Source organism: Bradyrhizobium sp. BR14999, from assembly GCF_056106085.1.
This window is the reverse complement of the sequence record NZ_CM148536.1, coordinates 2,466,635-2,487,408: the sequence shown is the minus strand read 5'-3', so window position 1 is coordinate 2,487,408 and position 20,774 is coordinate 2,466,635. Positions and strand designations below refer to the sequence as shown.

Annotated in this window: 27 protein-coding genes and 1 pseudogene; 3 read left to right on the top strand and 25 right to left on the bottom strand. The window is 57.7% G+C overall.

All coding sequences use genetic code 11. The features are described from left to right. Positions 1 to 636: 636 nt before the first annotated feature. Positions 637 to 1,050: a thioredoxin domain-containing protein gene (locus ACR9YP_RS11515; protein WP_474219801.1), complete on the top strand. Its 414-nt coding sequence runs from the start codon at positions 637 to 639 to the stop codon at positions 1,048 to 1,050. Positions 1,051 to 1,176: 126 nt separating this feature from the next. On the opposite strand, the gene ACR9YP_RS11510 is transcribed toward ACR9YP_RS11515, so the two are convergent. The 16 genes from ACR9YP_RS11510 to ACR9YP_RS11435 all read right to left on the bottom strand — a co-directional run bounded on the left by ACR9YP_RS11510 (position 1,177) and on the right by ACR9YP_RS11435 (position 10,156). Beyond that, complete coding sequence (locus ACR9YP_RS11510) at positions 1,177 to 1,527, bottom strand: (2Fe-2S) ferredoxin domain-containing protein (protein ID WP_474219800.1); 351 nt, start codon at positions 1,525 to 1,527, stop codon at positions 1,177 to 1,179. 191 nt (positions 1,528 to 1,718) lie between these two features. Continuing rightward, positions 1,719 to 1,973 (bottom strand): BolA/IbaG family iron-sulfur metabolism protein, encoded by a 255-nt coding sequence (locus ACR9YP_RS11505; RefSeq protein WP_438102003.1) that lies wholly within the window; start codon positions 1,971 to 1,973, stop codon positions 1,719 to 1,721. A gap of 60 nt (positions 1,974 to 2,033) precedes the next feature. After that, positions 2,034 to 2,180 carry a DegT/DnrJ/EryC1/StrS family aminotransferase gene (locus ACR9YP_RS11500; protein WP_438110318.1) on the bottom strand — a complete coding sequence of 49 codons (147 nt, stop codon included), beginning with the start codon at positions 2,178 to 2,180 and terminating at the stop codon, positions 2,034 to 2,036. 95 nt (positions 2,181 to 2,275) lie between these two features. Continuing rightward, complete coding sequence (locus tag ACR9YP_RS11495) at positions 2,276 to 2,545, bottom strand: DUF6129 family protein (protein WP_474219799.1); 270 nt, start codon at positions 2,543 to 2,545, stop codon at positions 2,276 to 2,278. An 11-nt stretch (positions 2,546 to 2,556) separates the two neighbouring features. Beyond that, positions 2,557 to 2,910 carry a DUF3024 domain-containing protein gene (locus ACR9YP_RS11490; protein WP_438102006.1) on the bottom strand — a complete coding sequence of 118 codons (354 nt, stop codon included), beginning with the start codon at positions 2,908 to 2,910 and terminating at the stop codon, positions 2,557 to 2,559. Next, positions 2,907 to 3,161, bottom strand: a complete 255-nt coding sequence (locus ACR9YP_RS11485) for a nitrogen fixation protein NifZ (protein WP_438102008.1) — start codon at positions 3,159 to 3,161, stop codon at positions 2,907 to 2,909. Before ACR9YP_RS11485 ends, ACR9YP_RS11490 begins: the two co-directional genes overlap by 4 nt. A gap of 6 nt (positions 3,162 to 3,167) precedes the next feature. After that, positions 3,168 to 3,479 carry a nitrogen fixation protein NifZ gene (locus tag ACR9YP_RS11480; RefSeq protein ID WP_474219798.1) on the bottom strand — a complete coding sequence of 104 codons (312 nt, stop codon included), beginning with the start codon at positions 3,477 to 3,479 and terminating at the stop codon, positions 3,168 to 3,170. Next, on the bottom strand, positions 3,476 to 4,249 hold the full coding sequence (locus ACR9YP_RS11475; RefSeq protein WP_474219797.1) for a 4Fe4S-binding leucine-rich repeat protein: 774 nt from the start codon (positions 4,247 to 4,249) through the stop codon (positions 3,476 to 3,478). Before ACR9YP_RS11475 ends, ACR9YP_RS11480 begins: the two co-directional genes overlap by 4 nt. Further along, on the bottom strand, positions 4,242 to 4,772 hold the full coding sequence (locus ACR9YP_RS11470) for a hypothetical protein (protein WP_474219796.1): 531 nt from the start codon (positions 4,770 to 4,772) through the stop codon (positions 4,242 to 4,244). Before ACR9YP_RS11470 ends, ACR9YP_RS11475 begins: the two co-directional genes overlap by 8 nt. Before the next feature lie 342 nt (positions 4,773 to 5,114). Further along, on the bottom strand, positions 5,115 to 5,339 hold the full coding sequence (locus ACR9YP_RS11465) for a 4Fe-4S binding protein (RefSeq protein WP_474219795.1): 225 nt from the start codon (positions 5,337 to 5,339) through the stop codon (positions 5,115 to 5,117). Between the two features lie 13 nt (positions 5,340 to 5,352). Beyond that, entirely contained in the window at positions 5,353 to 6,906 is a 1,554-nt protein-coding gene (gene nifB / locus ACR9YP_RS11460) for a nitrogenase cofactor biosynthesis protein NifB (protein ID WP_474219794.1), read from the bottom strand. A gap of 306 nt (positions 6,907 to 7,212) precedes the next feature. Continuing rightward, positions 7,213 to 8,079 (bottom strand): SIR2 family NAD-dependent protein deacylase, encoded by an 867-nt coding sequence (locus ACR9YP_RS11455; protein WP_474219793.1) that lies wholly within the window; start codon positions 8,077 to 8,079, stop codon positions 7,213 to 7,215. Beyond that, positions 8,076 to 8,300: a putative nitrogen fixation protein NifT gene (gene nifT / locus ACR9YP_RS11450; protein WP_438102018.1), complete on the bottom strand. Its 225-nt coding sequence runs from the start codon at positions 8,298 to 8,300 to the stop codon at positions 8,076 to 8,078. The genes ACR9YP_RS11455 and nifT overlap by 4 nt, the downstream gene beginning before the upstream one ends. Next, a complete protein-coding gene (gene nifS / locus ACR9YP_RS11445; RefSeq protein ID WP_474219792.1) occupies positions 8,297 to 9,493 on the bottom strand; it encodes a cysteine desulfurase NifS in 1,197 nt (398 codons plus the stop codon). Before nifS ends, nifT begins: the two co-directional genes overlap by 4 nt. 12 nt (positions 9,494 to 9,505) lie before the next feature. Continuing rightward, on the bottom strand, positions 9,506 to 9,799 hold the full coding sequence (locus ACR9YP_RS11440; protein ID WP_474219791.1) for a NifU family protein: 294 nt from the start codon (positions 9,797 to 9,799) through the stop codon (positions 9,506 to 9,508). A 36-nt stretch (positions 9,800 to 9,835) separates the two neighbouring features. Further along, complete coding sequence (locus ACR9YP_RS11435; protein WP_474221042.1) at positions 9,836 to 10,156, bottom strand: HesB/IscA family protein; 321 nt, start codon at positions 10,154 to 10,156, stop codon at positions 9,836 to 9,838. Between the two features lie 311 nt (positions 10,157 to 10,467). Here ACR9YP_RS11435 and ACR9YP_RS11430 point away from each other — a divergent pair. Then, positions 10,468 to 10,833, top strand: a pseudogene (locus ACR9YP_RS11430) (hypothetical protein); the annotation flags it as partial. 452 nt (positions 10,834 to 11,285) lie between these two features. Next, positions 11,286 to 11,600, top strand: coding sequence for a hypothetical protein (locus tag ACR9YP_RS11425; RefSeq protein ID WP_438102025.1), 315 nt, complete (start codon positions 11,286 to 11,288; stop codon positions 11,598 to 11,600). Positions 11,601 to 11,838: 238 nt separating this feature from the next. Here the strand turns inward: ACR9YP_RS11425 and fdxB are convergent, their stop codons facing one another. From fdxB to nifH, 9 genes are all read right to left on the bottom strand, one after another. Continuing rightward, positions 11,839 to 12,123 (bottom strand): ferredoxin III, nif-specific, encoded by a 285-nt coding sequence (fdxB, locus tag ACR9YP_RS11420; RefSeq protein WP_438102027.1) that lies wholly within the window; start codon positions 12,121 to 12,123, stop codon positions 11,839 to 11,841. Position 12,124: 1 nt separating this feature from the next. Next, positions 12,125 to 12,334 (bottom strand): CCE_0567 family metalloprotein, encoded by a 210-nt coding sequence (locus ACR9YP_RS11415; RefSeq protein WP_474219789.1) that lies wholly within the window; start codon positions 12,332 to 12,334, stop codon positions 12,125 to 12,127. Positions 12,335 to 12,342: 8 nt separating this feature from the next. After that, on the bottom strand, positions 12,343 to 12,813 hold the full coding sequence (locus ACR9YP_RS11410; protein WP_438102030.1) for a NifX-associated nitrogen fixation protein: 471 nt from the start codon (positions 12,811 to 12,813) through the stop codon (positions 12,343 to 12,345). Between the two features lie 12 nt (positions 12,814 to 12,825). Continuing rightward, positions 12,826 to 13,221, bottom strand: a complete 396-nt coding sequence (nifX, locus tag ACR9YP_RS11405) for a nitrogen fixation protein NifX (protein ID WP_438102032.1) — start codon at positions 13,219 to 13,221, stop codon at positions 12,826 to 12,828. A gap of 22 nt (positions 13,222 to 13,243) precedes the next feature. Next, a complete protein-coding gene (gene nifN / locus ACR9YP_RS11400; protein ID WP_474219787.1) occupies positions 13,244 to 14,626 on the bottom strand; it encodes a nitrogenase iron-molybdenum cofactor biosynthesis protein NifN in 1,383 nt (460 codons plus the stop codon). Positions 14,627 to 14,648: 22 nt separating this feature from the next. After that, positions 14,649 to 16,307 (bottom strand): nitrogenase iron-molybdenum cofactor biosynthesis protein NifE, encoded by a 1,659-nt coding sequence (gene nifE / locus ACR9YP_RS11395; protein ID WP_438102035.1) that lies wholly within the window; start codon positions 16,305 to 16,307, stop codon positions 14,649 to 14,651. A 107-nt stretch (positions 16,308 to 16,414) separates the two neighbouring features. Beyond that, positions 16,415 to 17,974: a nitrogenase molybdenum-iron protein subunit beta gene (nifK, locus tag ACR9YP_RS11390; RefSeq protein ID WP_474221041.1), complete on the bottom strand. Its 1,560-nt coding sequence runs from the start codon at positions 17,972 to 17,974 to the stop codon at positions 16,415 to 16,417. 47 nt (positions 17,975 to 18,021) lie between these two features. Then, positions 18,022 to 19,524: a nitrogenase molybdenum-iron protein alpha chain gene (gene nifD, locus ACR9YP_RS11385; protein ID WP_474219786.1), complete on the bottom strand. Its 1,503-nt coding sequence runs from the start codon at positions 19,522 to 19,524 to the stop codon at positions 18,022 to 18,024. Between the two features lie 68 nt (positions 19,525 to 19,592). Beyond that, entirely contained in the window at positions 19,593 to 20,483 is an 891-nt protein-coding gene (gene nifH, locus ACR9YP_RS11380; RefSeq protein ID WP_438102037.1) for a nitrogenase iron protein, read from the bottom strand. Positions 20,484 to 20,774: the final 291 nt, after the last annotated feature.

The following is a 20,774-nucleotide window of genomic DNA, read 5'->3' as shown; positions in this document are numbered from 1 at the left end:
CGCCGGCATGCCCAGCGCTGCTGCAGCATCCAATTAGCAACTGGCGTGCCATTCGCGGCGCGTGCGTTAGGTGCTTGATCACGCTCAAAGAACTGTTGAAGTTCACGGCTGCCAGGCGCCCCGACCGATAACGGCCCCGTTAATAGCGGTCCTGTTAGAAGCAGGACAAAGCCGGTCGCGAAAGTGGAATTCTGCTGCGGATCCAACCGTCAACCGCGCGGAACAGAAATTGCTGGCCCTTGCCAAGCGGCGATATGAGGACAACCTCGACATACAGATCGCGTCTCGGGGCAACCAGAGCAGTTGACCAGCGGTGCGTCTCGCGATCGCTGAGCACGAGATCACGCACGGCATTGCAATAGGGAGCTCATGACAAGTTCAGAACCATCAACTCGCTCGCCCCATACGCCTGCTCGGCTCTCCTTACTGAAAAGCGGCGAGTTGGACCCAATCGGTCAATTCGCCGGGAACCTCGAAGCTGTCTGCATTTTGATCGCCTAGACAAATCCGACGAGATGATCGCACCGACGGGAACAACAGCTGCGGTGATCAACCCAAACGCTCGACGCATCCGAAAAACGGATCGACAACGACGCCACTGATCCAGCTCAGCGCAATGGAATAGGGATTTTGGACATGGCTCCTGTTCTGTTTTGGGAGAAGCCCGGTTGCGGCACGAACGCGCGCCAGATTCGCGCGCTGGAGTCGGCGGGCCATCAGGTCATTGCAAAGAACTTGATGACCGAGCTCTGGACCGCGCCAACTCTGCTCTCTTTCTTTGGTGACTCGCCGGTTCGATCATGGTTCAATCCCGCCGCGCCGCGGGTGAAATCGGGTGCCGTTGACCCGGCGGCCATCAATGCAATCGACGCGATCGCCTTATTGCTTGAGGATCCGCTGCTGATCCGGCGTCCACTGATCGAGGCCATTAACCTGAAATGTGCCGGATTTGACCGGGAGCCGGTACTGTCACTCCTAGGCGCAAGCCCGAAGCGGGAGCTTCAGGGCTGCACGCGCACAGAGACGTCACCGCCTTGTAAGACCGAATGAAAGCAGCATTTCTGGGCAGCGGAAAGACGCGCAGCATCGTTCCAGCAGGCCGCCGCTGAAGTGCGAGGAGAGGGGTTTCCTCCCCGCGCCAACGCAGCGGCGTCCGTCTTTATACCACACGGGGCGCTAACTTCGCGTGAGCACGATCACGAGGCGGTCAACGCGGTGGCCATGCGTCAGATGCGAGTCAACAATCTCGTCAATGTCTTCCGGGGTACGCGGACGATACCAGACACCGTTAGGATAGACGACCATCAGTGGACCGGAGCTGCAGAAGCCGAGACAGCTGGTTGCAGTGAAACCGACATCGGTGAGGCCTCTCGTCTCGATCGCTTTGCCGAGCCGCTCCCACAACGGTCCACCGCCCGCCGTCCCACAGCTACCATGTGGATGGTCGGGTGGGCGTTCAGTGTGGCAGGCAAAAACGTGATGCCGGTAGAGCTGGGGGATTTCACACTCGTTCATGTTGCTGCTCATACTGCTGTTACCCTAATCCACCATCGTCAGACGTGTTAGGCTGACCTCTCTGGACATCTTGGGATCACTCTCGCAGCCGCCGAGAGTTTCTGTGTTAACGTAGAGCGGCAGGATAATCGGCCAGTTCGAAACACTTTTGATGTCGCCTCCAGCACTGACGTGTTTAATGCATTGATGAGTTAGGTCACCCATTAAGTCTTTCCTTGCAAGTGGCTCATTGGAACGGCGGTTTCGAGCACGAGCGGGTGGACCGTATCGGTTATCTTTCCCTTTAGCGCCTCATAGATCATCTGATGCTGTTCGATGCGACTCTTGCCGGCAAAGGCCTGCGACACGATTCGTACCCCACAATGGCGCCCGGTGCCTGCGAGCTTGGTCACAATCACATCTGCGTCCGGAAACGCTTCGCGGATCAACGTCTCAATCGCCGGTCCTTCCATCGCCATGGTCGTTCACTCCTGCTCTCGCACGGCTCCATGCAAGCTCCGAACCAACTTCAACGACCGTCATTCGACGAGATGGCCGATGGTGCCGGTCAGTACCGCAACGGCATGCTTGCGCGCGAGATAGGCGGCGAATTGCGCTTTCCATTTTACCGTGAACACACCATCCGAGAGCGCTTGTGAGCGCAACACGCGATCGACTGCCGCGATTTCGGCCTGGGTAAATGACGACGGAGCCTTCGGGTCTCCTTGAACCCAACTCTTCGTCCGCCTCTATAGCGTAGCCGTAAGCTAGGCGTGGTCCGTCACGGCCCGGCCACCTTCTTGGCCAGAACAATCCCGGTCGCACGTCTCGGGTCGTCCGTGATCCGCACACAATGATCAGCGCTATCGAGCAAATGCAGGTCGAATTGCCTGATACTGCAGAAGGGTGTTTCGGTGAGGTCGGAGGAGTCGCAGCGGACCCAAGCCAGATGCGGGTATCTCTGTCGCAAAGCCGCGTAGGCTTGAGACACATCATCGAATGACTCGAGTTCCTGCTCGATACTTGCGATTTCAACTGCCGCCAAAGCCATCGATTGTCTCCTTACTGCCAGAACAGCCGTTCCGGATCGGCGTTCAAGAGATCGGTAACCGCTGCCAAGCGCCGGTGCGTCGAGTGCAGCTTCCAGACGCATTGCTTATGATCCTTTCGGAACACCTTCCACCAACCGCTTGCGCTGTCGTGGCGCAGCAGGGCCACCTCAATGATGCCGCCTTCGGTGTCGATGTTACGCGAGCAGCATGGGCTTTTGATCAAGTAGCCGCCGGCAACCAAGGTGATACTCGCTGAAACATACCGGTAGCGGTCTCTCGACTTCAGCGCACGCTCGATTCGCCTGCGATCGATGTCGTTAGGGTGCGCCGGTCGCCTTGGATTTACGCCTGAGCCGACGATCATGCGCCCTCTTCCTCGATCAGGCCGATTTCTCTTTCGAGGCAGCCGACGACCAATTTATTACGGAACTCGACCAGATAGATCGGCAGGTTCGCCTCGCTGCGCCGGAGAACTCGGACGATCTTGCCAATGTCGCGGAGACTGACCAGGACGCCTTGGGGTCGAGCATCGGAAAAGGACCCGTCATTGATCAGATCGAACATCGCCTTGACGCGCTGGCCCCGCTGATATTTTGGCGGTTTGGCTTCGATCATCGTGATTCAGCTCCCGCGCAAGAGCAGGTCTTCGGCCCCGTCGCGTGGTACGACCCGATCAAGTTCCTTACGCTTCATGCCGACTCTGTTGCCGGATTCGATGAATTCGACTCCGTAGATGTAGAACTGCTGCAGGAAAGTGCCTATCGATACGACGTAGCCGACCTCGCCCTTCTTGGCCAGGATGTCGCCGATCTCCTTGCCAGCATAGGTCCCGTCATTGCGGATGGTGCGATTGGCCCGCACCTTCTCGCCGAAGTCGAACGCGGGTGCAGCGATCAGCTCGACGAGGTCATTATCAGGAACACCACTGCTCATGCCGGTGCCCCCGGTCCTCGTCCTGGCTCGAGGACAAGTCGCGAGCGCGCGACGTCACGCACTAGGCTGTATGGGTCATCGATAAGGCCTATGAGTTCGGAGGGTGCGATCCGGCTCGCCACCTCGTGCCGGATGCGCCAGTCTTGGTCGTGGCGCAGAAGCGACAATAACTGCGGCGACAGTCGTTGGGCTATCGTCAGCCTCACCGACGCGTCGCGGTCGTCGACCATGCGAAGCAGCCATTCATCCGGGATCCGTCGCGCTACCACACGACGAACCTCGGCTTCCTCATCGTGGACCAATCCGCCGAGCAGCGATGGCGCGATCCGCCGCGCTACCACAAGGCGGACGTAATAATATTTATCCGAAACGACCAGCAGTAGATCATCGCCTTCGAGCCGAGTTGCGACCCACATCCTGACTTCATCACAAGGATCATTGCGTAGTTGCAGGGCGTAGCGTCCAGGCAGGCGGCGGACAGCGCTTGAACGTACGGTTTCATCGTCATCGGCGAGCAATGGAGGCAAAAGAAAGAGACTGGCGAATTTCGCCGCGGTCGCGCGCACCTCAAAATGCGGGTGAGCTAGGTACGTGTCCGCGAGTTCTGGATTCCAGTCGAAGAAGCGATCGACCCGTTGAGTATAGCGGTCGTCCACGCAAGCGTGCTTTGGCTGACAGCGGCCAGAGGCCTTCAGATCGGCATGCGCGCAGCGCGCACAATCGACCTGTTTGTCCTGCCAATTTCGGGCCTCGTCGATGTCGTCACTCATCGTATTGCCCCATGCGTTGCAGCACATGCAGGAGGACCTTGGCACCAATCTTATCGCTGGGATCGAGCTCCAAGAGCTTTTGAATAGCTGTGCGCCCTTCCTCGGTTTCACCGAGGCGCATTTGTAAATAGGCATATCCTTTCAGAGAAAATAGAAAAAAGCGCGGCAGAATGCTTTCATATCGCCCGAACTCCGCGTCACCCGCTCGCACAAGGCGCCAGTCTGTCGAAAGACTATTCACCTCGGCCGCCTTGGTTATGCAGCGCTGAGCGACCTGCAGCGCCTCGGGAAGGCGCGCCTTGTAGAAATAAAAGCGAAAGAGGCCAATCAGCACCGCCGCGTGCCCTGGTGCGAGCGCCTCCGCCTGGCGCAAGTGGCTTTCGGCAATGTCATCGAGATGATAGAAAAGGCTCGCCTCCCAAAGGTGATGCTCAGCTTCGCTGGGCAACCCATGTCCGAGTAAGGTGCTCGTGAGAAGCGCCTCATTGATTTCGGATTGTGGGCTGAACGGAGCATCTGGCATCGCTGGCAGCCTCCTCCATCAATCGTTCGCGCTGGAGACTTTCCGGCGCTCTGATAATGCGGACCAGGTACGCTTCAGCTTATCGGCGTCGACTGTCCCACCGCCGCGCAGCAGCAGCTGTTTCTTTTCCGGCGCATGAAGAGCCTGACGTGATCGGGCTAGGTGCCAGCGTCAAAGACGCGCGGCTTTTGGATACCCGCGTTCGACAGGCAAGCGCGGAGCATCCGCTAGGGCTAATCGCAAGACAAGAGTCGCAGCCGGCGAGCCCATCGGAGTAGAGAATCATGCGGACCATTCGTCGTACAGCTTCTATAAGCCTGCGCTTCATATGCTGTCTCCTGTTCATGCGGGCACCTGGTAGCGTGCAAGCGTCGTCTCGATGACACAAGTGTTGTCAACTGGGCAGACCGCCACGCATTGCGGTTCATCGAAATGGCCGATGCATTCAGTACACTTTTTTGGATCAATCACGAACGTTCCGCCCTTCTCTGTGATCGCGACGTTCGGACATTCTGGCGCGCACGCCGAGCAGCCCGTGCACTGAGAGGCAATAATCTTGAATGGCATTGTTTCTCCTATCTCACGCCGCGGAGATTAGCGTGCTTCGGCAGATCGCAGGATCGCCGTGTTCTACATGTATGATCGCGCCGCTGCTCACCCTGTTGAGATAGGCTTCGAACCAAGCGCTCGTCGACTTATCGATTGGCTCATAAGCGTATTCATCGACCGGCTCAACGCCGGCCCTGGTCAATTCGGCCCTGGGGCAGCCGCCAATCTTGGCGATGAATACCGCGTGGCAATCGTTGATGCTGCGGATGATGGTCTCGAGGCTTCCTTCCTCGGCATAGCCACCCTGGCAGTACACATCGACGCGGCGATGGCCAACGAATTTGGCGCCGCCTGTGGAGAGCTCATAGATTTGGAATTCCTTGGCATGACCAAAGTGCTCGTTGATCAGACCTGAATCCTTGGTCGCGACTGCCACTAGAACCTTAATGTCGCTATTGTCATCTGTGCGTTTCGTAAGGTCTGCGCGCTCGGCGACGGTGGCGGAGCGCTCCTGTTCGATTTTGGCCTGATAGCCCCTGCGACTCTCGAGATCGTATTTGACATCCATCTGCATGATTTTCTCGGTGGTGAACTCCGCCCCGCGGTCTTCCCCGAGGAGGCCGACCGCGTCGGCCCGGCACTGACGGCAATGGCGCATCATCTGCATCTGCCCCTCGCAGCTATCCTGCAGCGCCTTCAGTTCCCGTGTGGTCGGGCCACGCTGGCCATTCAGGCCGAACACGGTTCCGTGTTCGGGCGAGGAAATCAACGGCACGATGTTGTGCAGGAAAGCACCGCGGGATTTCACGGCCTTGTTGACCTCGATGAGGTGCCGATCGTTTATCCCGGGGATCATGACCGAGTTGATTTTGCAGAGGATGCCGCGTTCTGCGAGCATCTCAACCCCCTGGAGCTGGCGATCGCTGAGAATTCTTGCGGCTTGGATGCCGGTGTAGCGTTTGTGCTTGTAGAAGATCCAGGGATAGATCTTTGCGCCGATCTCGGGCTCGACCATATTAATCGTAATCGTGACGTGCTCGACATTTAATTTTGTGATGGCGTCGATGTGATCGGGTAACGCCAGACCGTTCGTCGACAGACACAGCTTGAGATCGGGTGCTACTTCATGGACGAGCTCGATCGTCTTGAAGGTCTTTTCGGAGTTGGCGAGCGGGTCGCCAGGACCGGCGATGCCGACCACGGTCATCTGCGGAATGGTAGAAGCAACCGCCATCACTTTTCTAGCGGCCTGCTCGGGCGTCAGCCTCTCGCTCACCACACCGGGACGCGATTCATTGGCACAATCATATTTGCGGTTGCAGTAATTGCACTGGATATTGCAGGCCGGTGCGACCCCGACATGCATGCGCGCGTAGTAATGATGCGCTTGTTCACTGTAGCACGGGTGGTTTTTTACTTTCTCCCATGTCTCGGCCGGCAGATCGCCACGGCCCGCTCGCGAACCGCAACCAGCCGTGCCGCTGCGGCTTCTCGTGCCGCAGCCCTTTTGCCCGGCAATCACTTGCCTGATCTCGCCGATCTCATGATCGCTGCTCGATGCTTCCTGTAGCGTTGGAGCATCCATATGCCCAGTTCTCCCTTCGGCCTGAAACGCATGGTGTATCCGGGTCTTAGCAACCGGCGTGCCATGGCACCGGCAGGCGATTTTTATCGTCGTGTTCAAAGAGTTAGAAAACGCACGGATAGAGGGTTGCCGAGGCATGTCGGAAAGCCGACATGCTTTGTGGCGACGGCGTGAGCAGAGATGTTGACAGACCCATCGCCTCATTCGTCTCTATTTTTCCTGGAGTGATGCCTCGCCAGGTGGCGGCCATGCAGTGACGACGATTCCTTGCGAACTGCCGAAAAGAATGATTGCGCGATGCGTCCGCTAACTGGCCGAGAGGATCTCCACGGCCTGGGTGAGCGGAATTGCGATTGGCGTCACGCCCTGCTCAAGCAAGAAACGGCGTTCATTCTTGGAGAGCGTGCCTGGCTCGACCACCGCGTAGTGTACATCGGATGAGCGCTTCGACAGCTGCCGCGCATAGGTCCGTAGAAGCTGGTCATTGAAACGGCAGCCAAGAAATAGGAAGCTGCGATCGGTACGGCGAGCCATCACCTCTTCCGGAATCGGCGTCTGTATGTCGATTTCGGTTAGCACCTCAACATAATCGGCGTCGGAGACCAGAAAATTCTTGGCCGGGGCGACGCTGCCGTGCGGCTTGTAGAGGATGGTTTTCCAATTCCTTGCCGAAGAGCGATCGACTTCGGTACCTGGGGCATCATAGAACCGATACCAGCGGCGCTCACCGAGACCGGCGCGGCTGATTCCCTGGATCTCGCCCCAATTGCTATACCCAGTCAGGGCATTTCTCATCGCGCCATCGTACCAACTATCCACGATGAGCGGCAGCGGCAGCATTGCAAGATATTGGTGCAACTGCGTTGGTTCGACCGGCCTGCTAAAGGCGTCCGCCATCATCGCTGTCAATGTCGTACGGTGCCTCGTGCTTTCGATGTACTGCGCAGACGCCCAGGCGTTCCCTCGCGCGCGCCTTGGCAAGGCCACCTTGGCCGCGAAGAATACCGCTAGGTCCTCCGGATTCATCGGCACACTCGGATTCGACAACTTCGCTAAGCCGGGCCCCAGATAGGGAACAACATTGCCATGACGAAGCCCCTCACTAACCTTGCGGAGCATGGCTTCGGCAGCCCGCAGATGAACGAACGCGATGCATGGATCGGGAACGTTCATGCTTCCTCTCGGTCCCCGCCGCGCTTCTTTGCGTTGACCGTAATCGGCAACGTTGTGTCGCTCCTCATCTGCGGCAGATCGAGCACCCAGCCGTTGGCAATTCTGATCCAGCCGCCCCACAGCGTCTCGTATTCGGATTCAACAATCGGCTCTTCAAGATCCTTCTTGGGGACGTAAATCGAAAGACCACTTTCAGGGGAACGACGAATAATAATTTTCATAGAATAGACTCATTGTATCGTGAGGTCGCTCTTGTACGCTCCAGCCATCCGGGAGATGCCTCTCTCAGTTTCGTAATGATCTTCCGGAGCGCAACCAGGACATGATCGATCTCGTCGCTGGTGGTCTCGCGAGAGAGTGAGAAGCGGATCGCGCCGCGCAGCCGGGCCGACGGCACGTTCATCGCGCGTAGCACATGCGATGGCTCCATAGAGCCAGACCTGCACGCTGATCCCAGGGACGCGGCAACGCCAGCGCGATTCAAATGGTGAGTGATTGCTTCACCTTCCATATGTTCAAAGGCAATGTTTGATGTGTTTGGCAGGCGGTTCTCTTCGTCCCCGAGCACCACGCAATTGCCGAGATCAAGGACGCCTTGCTCAAACCGATCGCGCAGCGCGGCAATTTCCATCCGCTCCCGTCCGAGCTCCACCGCAACGAGCTCCGCAGCCCTACCCAGCCCAATGATGCCGGGCACATTCTCGGTGCCAGGACGTCGGCGACGCTCCTGCGGTCCGCCGTAGATCAGCCGCCTAAATTTAGTGTCTTTGCGCACATAGAGCGCGCCAATGCCTTTTGGACCATGCAGCTTGTGACCAGAAAGCGACAGCATGTCGACCGCGGTCGTCTTCACGTCGATTGGAATTCGACCCACAGCCTGCACGGCATCAGTGTGGAAGAGCGCGCCGGCAGCGCGCGCCATCTTGGCGAGGATTTTGACTGGAAAGATCGTGCCGGTCTCATTATTGGCCCACATGACGGAAGCAACCGCGGTACGCTGAGACAAGGCGCGGCCATAGGCATCAATGTCCAGTCGTCCGGCGCAATCGACAGGAATTAGATGGCATTTGTTGCCGCGGCGGGCGAGCTCGTCTACGAGCGAGAGCACGGCGGGGTGTTCTACAGCCGTGGTGACGATCTCGTCGCGTTGTTCCTGTATAGCGAGCGCCGAGAGGATCGCGGTATTGTCCGATTCGGTACCGCCTGAGGTAAAGACGACCTCGTGATCAAAGGCGGCACCGATCAGCGTCTGCACGCTCCTGCGAGCCGCCCTTATGCTTTCCGCGACTTTCCTGCCGACCGCATGCGCTGAGGAGGCATTGCCGAACTGCTCGGAAAAAAATGGCAGCATGGCCGCGACGACCGACGGATCCGTGCGTGTGGTTGCGTTGTTGTCGAGGTAGATCGGCCGCACCGCTCGTCTTCCTTAGTTTCCATTTCTGGCAGAACCCGCGACCGGGATCAGGCGGACGAACTCGCCCAGCCGCTCGATCAATCGCGCCCGAATGCCTTCGAGGGTCGCATTTGCGAGCTTGCAGAAAACACACGCACCTGTGAGCTTGACCATGATCCTATCGCCGTGGATCCCGACAAGCTCGCAATCTCCGCCGTCACCCTTCAGCCTAGGCCGGATTTCGTCAAGCACGGCACGGACGATCCGCTCACGCCCCGAAGGCTCGTCGGCTCTCAGTTGTCTCGATTGTTCGGACTCAACGAGCATTTGTCGGCTCTCTGTCGTGTTCTTCGCAAGTCAACCCTAGCTAAATGACTTTCCACATGAGCAGTTCGATTTTGCGTTTGGATTGTCAAAGGTGAAACCTGAGCTATCGAACGACACCACAAAATCGATCATGGTTCCGGCAAGATGCTCGTGACTATCGTTGTCGATAAACAGCTTGATGCCGCCCCGCTCGATCACAGTGTCGTCGGGCTTCGGTGCCTCGGCAAGTCCCATCGTGTATTTGAAGCCCGCACAGCCGCCCCCTTCGACCATTATCCGCAAGCCGCTCACTGGCTGCGCTGCCGCGGAGATTGCGCTCTTCAGCGCATTTTGCGCGCTCTCTGTCAGGTTGATCATCGGTTTCCCTCTGCGCTCTTTGGCGAAAATGTTGGCAAGTCCCATGCCAAGGATCGCCTCCTGACAGCGCTTGGCTTTTGCCGCCTGAACGCGTTGCACGGGATGTCGGGCTTCCGACACAAGGCTTTGCAGCCTGGGACGGCTCTACCACGATTGTCGCGCTAGGAAACACATGTCTGTCTAAGCACAGACAAAGGGCCGCTTTTCTAGCGTTCGCTGCACACTTTCGAAGCGGCAAACAATTTGCATGCAGGCCAAGGCGATTTCACGCGGTGCGACATCTGCACCGGCTACATCAAACGAGGGGATTCATGACGTCCATTAACAACACCGTTCTCGGTCGGCTCGACAAGGAAGGCCGTCTACTAAATGCGGTGCTAAAGGGCGAAACCACAAAACCCGGCCGCTTCGGCTTCCGCGGCGATATCGCCCTGAAGTTCCAGGCTCAGGTTGCCGACGAGAAGCGTCCGCCCGACTATTCGCTCGAGCAAGTACTGACTATCGCAAACGAGGGAGAGGCAACGATCCCCGTGCTCGCCGGCTACCTGCATTCTTTTGCTTATCTTTCCGATGTCGCAAAAGTGCTGGATGGTGCCTTGAGCCAGAAGGGTAGCTACTTCATTTTCTGCAACAACATCGACTTATTGGCGAGATATCGTACCAAGATCGGTGATATCATGGACCTTTACGCTGGGGCCAGCCAAGCACGAGACGGAAGTTGCGGAAGTCTTCTTGCATCCAAGATGCGCTGCTGAAGATTCGGGTCTTTCAATCATCACTGAGGACGGTTGGAATGGCCCGACAACGACAATGTCCGCCAACTCCGGGCTTCGCCAGGCCGATATTTCTGCCGCGTCCAAGGAGCGGGTGCGAAGATGGGTGAAGCGCCAAAAGGCGTCGGTTTGACGCGACGGGATTCGAGTTGCTGGCCTCGACAAAGCTGCCCGATTTTGTGCTGCGGTCCAACGCAGCCTCCCATTGTCGATCTGCCCCCCGGATACCTCATGCTTTCAACCGAGTTGTCGCGCGGTCTGACAGACCACCGCGCTTCGAGCTCCGGCCGTGCCTTGACGCCACCTCTGGGAACGCCTGGCTATATCTGGTTTGCAGCGCTGGAGACCGAACAGAAATGGCAACGCTGATCAAGACCACGCAGGACGGCCGCAAGCTCGAGGTTGTGGGGCTCGCAATCATGCTTGGGGGCAGGCTTGAAGCTAGCGAGCTCATCGAAGTCAAGGATCACCCATACCGCCGAGCGATTCGGGCCATGGTGCCAGAGGCCACCCACATGGCTGGCCGCGTCCCGCTAACGCGCGAGGAAGCGGAGATCGTTCTCGCCGCTTTCAACAAGGCGCAGGCCGATATGCTCGGCAATCGCCTCGCTATCCACGAACGGTTTCGCATTGCTGCGATGACGAAGGCCCGTGAACAGGGGATCGAGTAGCAAGAGTTGAATGCCTCGGAGCTAGCACTAAGTACCTAACTGCCGAGTTGCCTGCTGCATGCCGAACCGCCGCGGACTAAGCGCCGATCTCCTACCCTTTGTTAGAATTATTCCAAGCCGCCGGCGAGAGGAGGAAATGTCACTCGTACTCTCGCTAAGAGCCTTCCGGGCTAACAGCGCTTGGCCCACTTCCGAAGAACCTAAGCGATCATCGCTTCGCCTGTCGCGATGGCTACATTCAAGCGGCTGGAGAGTGGGTCTGGCAATTGGCCGGGCACACCCGTGCACAGGCGCCGCAGCCGATGCACGCTCCTTGATCCTTCAGCACCATGACCTTCTTTTCGATCTCGTCATCATCATCTTCTAGATCGATAATCTCGCCGGCCTCATTGAGGCCCTTCAGCATCATGACTTCGCGCCCGCATACTTTGTAGCAACGGCCACAGCCAATGCACTTCTTGGGGTCGATGGAAATCAGATACTCGGGCGTCCAATTGCGACCGTCGCGCGTTGCAAATGACATGTCACGATCCGTATTCTTGTTCCTGCGCCTTGAGATCCTCTCGCTTGCGCTCGAGCTCGTCGAAGGCATCGTGAACCTGTTGGGCAACGCTAAGGATCGACGTCCAGTTTGCGGGCAGTTCCTCAGCCAGGTCGTGGAGATCCATCTTTGCCTGAGTAGCCTTGGCCGAGAGCTTCTTGATCTCGGCTTTCAGTGCTTCCAGGTTGCTCATCCATCACCTCAGTAGTTTGCAACTTCCGGGAACTTTCGTATCATCTCGATTCCGCTGTCGACATGTCTGTCAGCTTCCGTAACGAGCTTTGAGAGATTGTCAAAACCGAAACGATGCACGTCGCGCAGCTGCTTATTTACGACAATCAGTCGACCGCCTATCAGCACTATGCGGCCAAAGCCTTCGTGGTGCATTTTCAGCATCGGCGAAATCATGACGCCGGTAGCCTTCTCGATGGATATCGCAACAGCGTTGAAGAACAATTCCAATCGCCAGATCGTGTCCGGATCGGGATCGCCCACAATCGGCAAGGCGCGGCGCTTCTCCCTGTCGAGAATATAGGGCTCGAGCAGCTCGAGGTCCCTTTTGCCCTCCCAAGCGCCGTGGCCGTCCTCGGCGCGCCAGATCTTGACGAGCTCCTTCACAAAGGGTGCCCCCTCCGCAGGGCCGGTTTGACTCAATTCACCCGCCTCGTTCATAGTCGTTTTCCCTCAGTCCTCGAAATCAAACGAGCGATCCTGGCCTTTGGCCAGCACCTTGCGCAACCAGGGTGGCGGCGAGCCTTTCAACACACCTTCGAGCTTGATACAGAGATCGTCGATCGCTTCGGGTTGGGTCACTTTCATCGGATGGATATTGTTTGCCACGACACGTGCGGCACCAGAGCCGCCGATCGCGGCAACGTAGAGGATGGCGCAGTCTTTGATGGCCTCGATCTTCGGCGCAAGCTTGTCCTCATTGCCGTCCTCCTTAAGATCGCCGTCGAACTGGATGGCCTCGATCAAGCGGTGCCCTTCCGGCCTGACGTCGTAGATGGCGATGTTTTTGGCCCAGCCAAAATGTGCATCGACGCGCTTTAGATCCTGGGTGGCGAATGCAACCTTCATCGGCTCTGATTCCTATTTCGCGTCAATTTAGTTGTGGCGGAACGACATGCAGACCGGTGTCTGCGATCCGCCACGTTGTCGGCGTGGGCTGGCGGTTGTCCTCGCGGTCAGCAATGATGAGGTTCGCGAGATCAAAGATAAGATCGCGCGTACCGCGATAGCCCACGCTCATCCGGTGACCTGCGCCTAGGCGATCGAACATCGGAAAGCCGGCGCGGTAGAACGGAATTTCTAACCGTGCGGCCGCTTGCCGGCCGTGCGAATGAGAGATCAGCAGGTCGCACTGCCGCGCCTTGGCAAGATCCTCCAAATCTCCGAGATCGCCGATGACGACTTCTTGCGCCTTGACCTGTTCGAGCACCGGAGATGCCGTTGTCGTCACCGCCGCGGTCACCTGCGCACCCATCTCGTACAGCATGCTCGAGATATCGAACAAGAGGTCCGGCTCGGCCCCAATGGCGAGCTTTCGACCTCCGATATGGAAATGCGCATCCAGCATGGCGTCCGCGAGCTGGCAACGTTGCCGGCGATATTTTTTCGGCACCGCCTTGCCGCTGATCTCGCTCAAGAAAGTGATAAATTCATCATTGGGAATGAGGCCACAGAGCCGTTCGAATAGCCGGAACGGCACGCCAGTCCTGGCCTGCATCGCCTCGGCCGCACGCCTCATCTGCGCTCCGATAGCAATCGTCCAGGCCGCCTGCCCCATAGTCGCGATCTCGTCGACCCCGATCCCGCCGATCGTAGTCGGCGTGAATTCGTCGGGGATGTGACCGTCGAGCGAACCTGAGATATCCGGCAAGAAGGACGGTCTCAGCCCGAAGTCCTCAAAGATCGTCCGTAGCTCGTCAAGGTCGCCAGGGGTGAGGTGGCAGCCAGGTAGGACATTAACGCGCGAGGAATCACGCGGCGCGGCCACATCAACGGGATCAACAAGCACTTCGACCACTCGGGCTACAGTTTTTTCCCAGCCATCCTGAAAGGCATCCTTGAAATCGGGCGTCGAAACGTAGACGAGCGGCAACTTTTTGAGATGCGGGTGATTCTGCCGAATAAGGCGGATGAACGCCTCCACGTCGTCGCCCTTGGTCTCCGTGACACCTGTCGAATTGATGCCGATGATCTCCGGCTTGACGCGCTTGTGGATATTGAGAATTGCCTGCTCGACATTCTCGTAGCCACCGAGCACGGTCGACACCTCGCTCATCGCGGTGGTCTGCAGCGGTACCGCTTCCTTGAAATGTCGGACAAACAGGGTTAACCCGAAGGACGTGCAGCCCTGAGGACCATGTAAGAGTGGCATCGCCCCCCGAAGTCCCAAGAAGGCGAAGGAGCCGCCGATCGGTTGGCTCATCTTGAGCGGGTTGATCGTGCAGGCCTTGTCGGAACACGTAACGATAGCCATGGCTTGCACTCTGCTTGTCGCCCTACTCCGCCGCCTGCAGTCCGAACGTCGGCTGGGCCGGCATGTTGTCAACGGTCTGACGCATACAGGCGGTGGAAGCCTTGGCATCATGGCCGATGGCATCGGTAGCGGTCGAGCCGTGAGCGGTAATGCGATCCTTGATGATGCTGGGATCGACCGTTTTGCACGACTCGGTTTTCTTGCCGCGCGCGGCCTTCTCGGCACCGAGCGAATTCAGCCCGCCTCGAGCGACGGGCACATCCATTTGCCCAAGCGCTTCAGCTTGCCAGTTGACCTCAGCGACATCCCACGGCGCTGGCCTACGGAGCTGATCCCACATCGGATTGTAAAGCGCCTTATCGATCTCTTCCATGAGCTTGACGATGCCCACATAGCCCATGTAGGCGTGGCAGCGCTCTTGATTGATGTCGAGCCATGGCATGGCCGTTTTCAGAGCGACAAATTGCGACTTGCCGCCCGAGAGCATGATGTCCGCTTTAGCCTCTCTGAGCATCTTGTACATTTCAAGTGGCGTAAGATCGTCGATCATGTGGGCATCATGCCCCATCAACTTCTGAATGCGCTCCTTGTCCTGGCTCGTGGATTTCTTGACAGAAGTGCCGACGATCTCGAGCCCTGCTTCCTGCAGAGCCGCGACCACCGACCATGACTTCACGCCCCCGGTGACGAGCAGCACCTTCTTGCCGGCAAACCGCGGCTTGAAGCGCTCGATCGCCGCCCAAGCCTTCGCTTCCTCACGAGCGATTGCTGCCTCAGTGCGCTCCATTAACTGGGGCGGCGCACCGCGCTCGATCAGCATACGCGCGATGGTTCGCAGAGCCTCGCTCGTGTCCTGGATGCCGTAGAATGATCCTTCGAAGAAGGGGATACCGAAGCGCTCTTTCATACTACTCGCAACGTTAATCATGGCCTTGGAGCACACCAGCATGGCCCCGCGCGCACGATGTGAGGAGGCGACCTCGCGATATTTGCCATCGCCGGAGATGCAGGACAGGACGCGGATGCCGATTTCGTCCAGCAGCGGCTTGATCTGCCAGAGCTCGCCTGACAAATTGTATTCGCCGATGAGATTGATATCGTAGGGTGTTGTGCAATCGGGCTCCTGCGTGCCAATCACGTACTCTAGCAGCGCTTCACCGGCGAGCTTATTGCCGAGGTTTTTCGAACCAACAAAGCCCGGCGAGTTGACGGGAATGACGGGCTTGCCGAATTTCGCTGCCGCGATCTTGCAGACCGCATTGATATCGTCACCGATCATGGACGGCACGCAGGTCTGGTACACGAAGATCGCGGGAGGATCATACTTCTCGATGATTTCCTTGATGGCCTTGTACAGCCGCTTTTCGCCGCCGAACACGACATCAATCTCATGCATATCCGTCGTGAAGCTTCTGCGCCACAGATCAGACCCTGAGGAGACAGAGCCGCGATTGTCCCAGGAATTGCCTTCGCACGCGATCGGGCCATGAACGAGATGAGCGACATCCGTAAATGGCTGCAGAGCAATCTTGGCGCCATCAAAAGAACACCCTCCGGCCGCCCCGCCCGGCTGCAGCTGCTTGGTGCAGCCTTTCTTTCGTTCAGCCTGCGATTTACTGGCGTTCTTGGCGCAGTCCGCCTCGTTGAAGACGTGTTGGATCGTGGCTGACAGCGAAGTCACGGTTGTCTCCTTCCGCAGACGCCTTTTGTCTGCATGAATGGTAGCGGGTGTGTAGATCCCCACCTCAAGGCTGCGACATGCGGCGATGAGGTGGAGAGACGCTCGCATTAACGGATGATGTCAAAGCTGTAGTCGGTTTTACCCACGACGTTGGTGCTCTTGTCTATCTCCTCGAATATCTTATCGAGTATCTTCACCAGCACATTCATGCCGCCCTGATAGCCCCATACTGGATAGCGGTGATGGTGGTGCCGATCGAACACGGGAAAGCCGATGCGGATCAGCGGCGTGCCGGTGTCGCGCTCCAGGTACTTGCCGTAGGTGTTGCCGATCAGAAAATCGACCGGCTCGGTGAACAGCAGCGAACGCATGTGCCAAAGGTCTTTCCCCGGATAGGCATGGCAGTCCTTGCCGAACTGCGAATTGGCAAACAACGCCTGCATCTTGTCTTCCCACGCCTTGTTGCCGTTGGTTGACAGGACGTGGGTGGGTTCGGCGCCGAGCTCGAGCAGGAAGGCCGCTAGGCCATAGCAGAGGTCGGGATCGCCATAGATTGCGAACTTTTTACCGTGAATGTGCGCACTGGAGTCGGCCATGGCATCGACGAGACGGCCCCGCTCCTGTTCTAGGACCTTCGGGATTGTTTTGCCCGTAATGCGCGACAGCGTCATCAGAAAGTCGTCGGTCGCGCTGACGCCGACCGGATGATTAAACGAAACGACCTGTTGGCCATGACTCTCGATGAAAGCTAGCGTTTTCTCTGTACAAGACTGCTGCATTGAGATGGTCGCCTTGGCGTGGATGGCATTTGCGGCGTCCGCCAGCGTTGTCCCTCCATCATACATTCGAAACTCACCGTCCGTCGGCGTGTCGAACACGTCACTGTTATCAGCGAGAATCGTGTACTCGACGCCCATCAATTCGAAAATGCGCTTTATCTCACGGATGTTGCCTACGGTGTAGCCGTCGAAGCCGCCAATGAAGTTGATACTTTCGTTCGGTTGGCGCTCGAGCTTTGGCTCAGAACCCGCTTTGCCGTCCCAGAAATGCTCGATGATGCCTTTTAGGGCGTTGTCATAGCCCGTGACATGGCTGCCGACGAAGGCGGGCGTGTGGGCGAAGGGAACGTCAAACTCGGCGGGAACCGAGCCTTTTTCCTTTGACGTCTTGATGAAGGCGTTGAGATCATCGCCGATTACTTCCGCCATGCAGGTGGTCGAGACCGCAATCATCTTCGGCTTGTACATATTGTAGCTGTTGGCGAGCCCGTCGATCATGTTATTGAGACCGCCGAATACAGCTGCATCTTCGGTCATTGACGAGGAAACGCAGGAGGTCGGCTCCTTGAAGTGGCGCGACAGGTGGCTTCGATAATAGGCGACGCAGCCCTGTGAGCCGTGCACGAAAGGCAACGTGCTCTCGAAACCGACGGAAGCAAACACGGCACCCAACGGCTGGCAAGCCTTGGCCGGATTGATGGTCAGCTCCTCGCGCGCGAAGTTCTTCTCGCGATATTCGGGTGTTTTGGCCCATTCGCGGATACGTTCGACCTCCGCAGGATCATGCGCATTCTCGAAGAGCGCCCGTTTGTTCGCCAGCATTTGCTGGTATTCCGGGCCTCGGAACAGCTCGAGATGATCGAGCACGTTTTCGGCATTCTGTGTCATCGTGGCGTCCTTATTGGATTCGTGTTCGATCGTCTGGCCCTGCTCGTTTATTCCGCCGCCATCAGGCTCGGCCGCGGAGCGTCCTTCCACGGCGGCCTGGTCTTCTTCCAGACCGGAGAATTGACTGCCATATCCATGTCGCGGGCGAAGATCGCGAACCCATCATAGCCATGATAGGGGCCCGAATAGTCCCAGGAGTGCATCTGCCGGAACGGCACGCCCATCTTCTGGAAGACGTACTTCTCCTTAATGCCAGAACCAACGAGATCGGGCTGGATCTTCTCGACGAAGCGCTCGAATTCGTAGCCAGTGACGTCGTCGTATATTAATGTGCCGTCCTTGACGTAATGCTGGGCCGTACGCTGATAATCGTCGTTGTGACCGAATTCGTAGCCGGTCCCGATAACCTCCATACCGAGATCTTCATACGCGCCAATCACGTGCCGAGGTCGCAAACCACCAACGAAGAGCATCACGGACTTGCCTTCTAGACGTGGCCGGTACTTGGCGATGACAGCATCGACCAAAGGCTGGTATTTAACTATGACTCGCTCGGCCCCTTCGCTAATCTTCTCATCGAAGAAGCTCGCGATCTTACGCAGCGACTCCGCGATCTTGGATGGGCCGAAGAAGTTATATTCGCACCAGGGAATTCCGAACTTTTCCTCCATATGGCGAGAGATGTAATTCATTGAGCGATAGCAGTGCAGGATATTCAGCTTCGCTTTCGGCGTCGCTTCAAGCTCGGCGAGGCTGCCATCGCCCGACCACTGCGCAATCACGCGCAGGCCCATCTCCTCCAGTAGGATGCGAGATGACCAGGCGTCGCCACCGATGTTGTAGTCGCCGATGATGGCAACGTCATAGGGCGTGGATTCGAACCGCCGCTCGGTTTCCGGGCTGATCTTGTCGAAAATCCAGTCGCGTACAGCGTCATTGGCGATGTGGTGGCCAAGCGACTGCGATACGCCGCGGAACCCTTCGCAGCGCACCGGCACGATTGTCTTGCCATCATATTCCTTCGACTTTGCCCTCGACACTGCTTCTATGTCATCGCCTATGAGGCCGATCGGACATTCCGACTGGACGGTGATTCCGCGGTTGAGCGGAAACAAGCCCTGGATCTCGTCAATCACCTTGGCGAGCTTCTTATCGCCGCCGAAGACAATATCCTTCTCCTGGAAGTCGGAAGTGAACTGCATGGTCCCGAAGGCATCGATGCCGGTGGTGCCGACATAATAGTTGCGTCGCGATCCCCAGGAATACTGGCCACAACCGACCGGGCCGTGGCTAATGTGGATCATGTCCTTGATCGGACCCCACACGACCCCTTTCGAGCCGGCGTAGGCGCAGCCTCGGATGGTCATTACACCAGGGATCGATTTGAGATTCGATTTAACACCGCAGTCAGGCTTGCCAGCCTCGTGGACATTAAGGTGCTTGGCACGCCGTTTAGCGGTCTTCTCGGGGTAGACCTTCAAGACCTCGTCGATCAATTCCTTGTTGCGGGCCTTGATCTCTGCAACGCTCTGGGTGGATGCCAGACTCATGCGAATGTCCTTATTGCTCTCTGCGCCTTTGGACCGACGCTTTCTTGTGCTGAATGTGAGGTATCGGTTCAGGCCGAAACGGCGGCGAGTTCGGAAGCAGTCTTGCCGACCTGGCTTTCGTCGATCGGCTTCATGATCCCGTGCTCCATCAGCATGTCCTCAAGTTCGTCCATGCTGATCGGCGTCGGGATGATACCCTTGCCGCCGTTGTTGTGGATTTTGGTCGCGAGGTTGCGATAGTGTTCCGCCTGCTTGGAGTCCGGCGCATATTCCAGCACCGTCATTCGGCGTAGTTCGGCGTGCTGGACGACGTTGTCCCGGGGAACAAAGTAGATTAGCTGAGTGCCGAGCTTCTTGGCCAGCGCCTCCGCCAGCTCCAGCTCCTTGTCGGTCTGCCGCTCGTTGCAAATCAAGCCGCCGAGCCGCACGCCACCGGAGTTGGCATATTTCAAAATGCCTTTTGAGATGTTATTGGCGGCGTACATCGCCATCATCTCGCCGGACATGACGATGTAGATCTCTTGCGCCTTATTCTCCCGTATCGGCATCGCAAAGCCGCCGCAGACGACGTCGCCGAGCACGTCGTAGGATACGTAATCAATGTCCTCGTAGGCGCCGTTTTCTTCCAAGAAGTTAATCGATGTAATGACGCCCCTGCCGGCGCACCCGACGCCCGGCTCCGGACCACCGGATTCAACGCAGCGAATATCCTTATAGCCCACCTTCAAGACATCCTCGATCTCGAGGTCCTCGACGCTGCCGGCGTCGGCCGCGAGACTCAAGATCGTGTCCTGGGCCTTGGCATGCAGGATCAAGCGGGTCGAGTCGGCCTTCGGATCACAGCCGACGATCAGGATTTTGTGGCCCATCTCGGCAAGAGCTGCCAGCGTGTTCTGTGACGTCGTGGATTTTCCGATACCACCCTTGCCGTAAAACGCGATTTGTCTCAGCGAAGCCATGTTGTTCTCCATCAATCGATTGACGATCTGCGTCTGCGCTCTCTCGTAATCCCATCACTCGGCTCGCCGCATTCGCAGCTCGGTGAGCTACAAAGGCCGACAACCGCGCCCCTGCACAACGACTTTTGCAACGAGCGTGCCAGCGCTCGCCTAAGACAAATAGCAGTGCAAGAGTAGATACATACCGGTTCAGAGGGTGGTGCTGTCGCAAGTCCGACATCGGAACTTCTCGACATGAGCGGTCGCATTCGCTTGTCTGAAACAAGGCAATGCTTTGCTTTACCTCCTCCG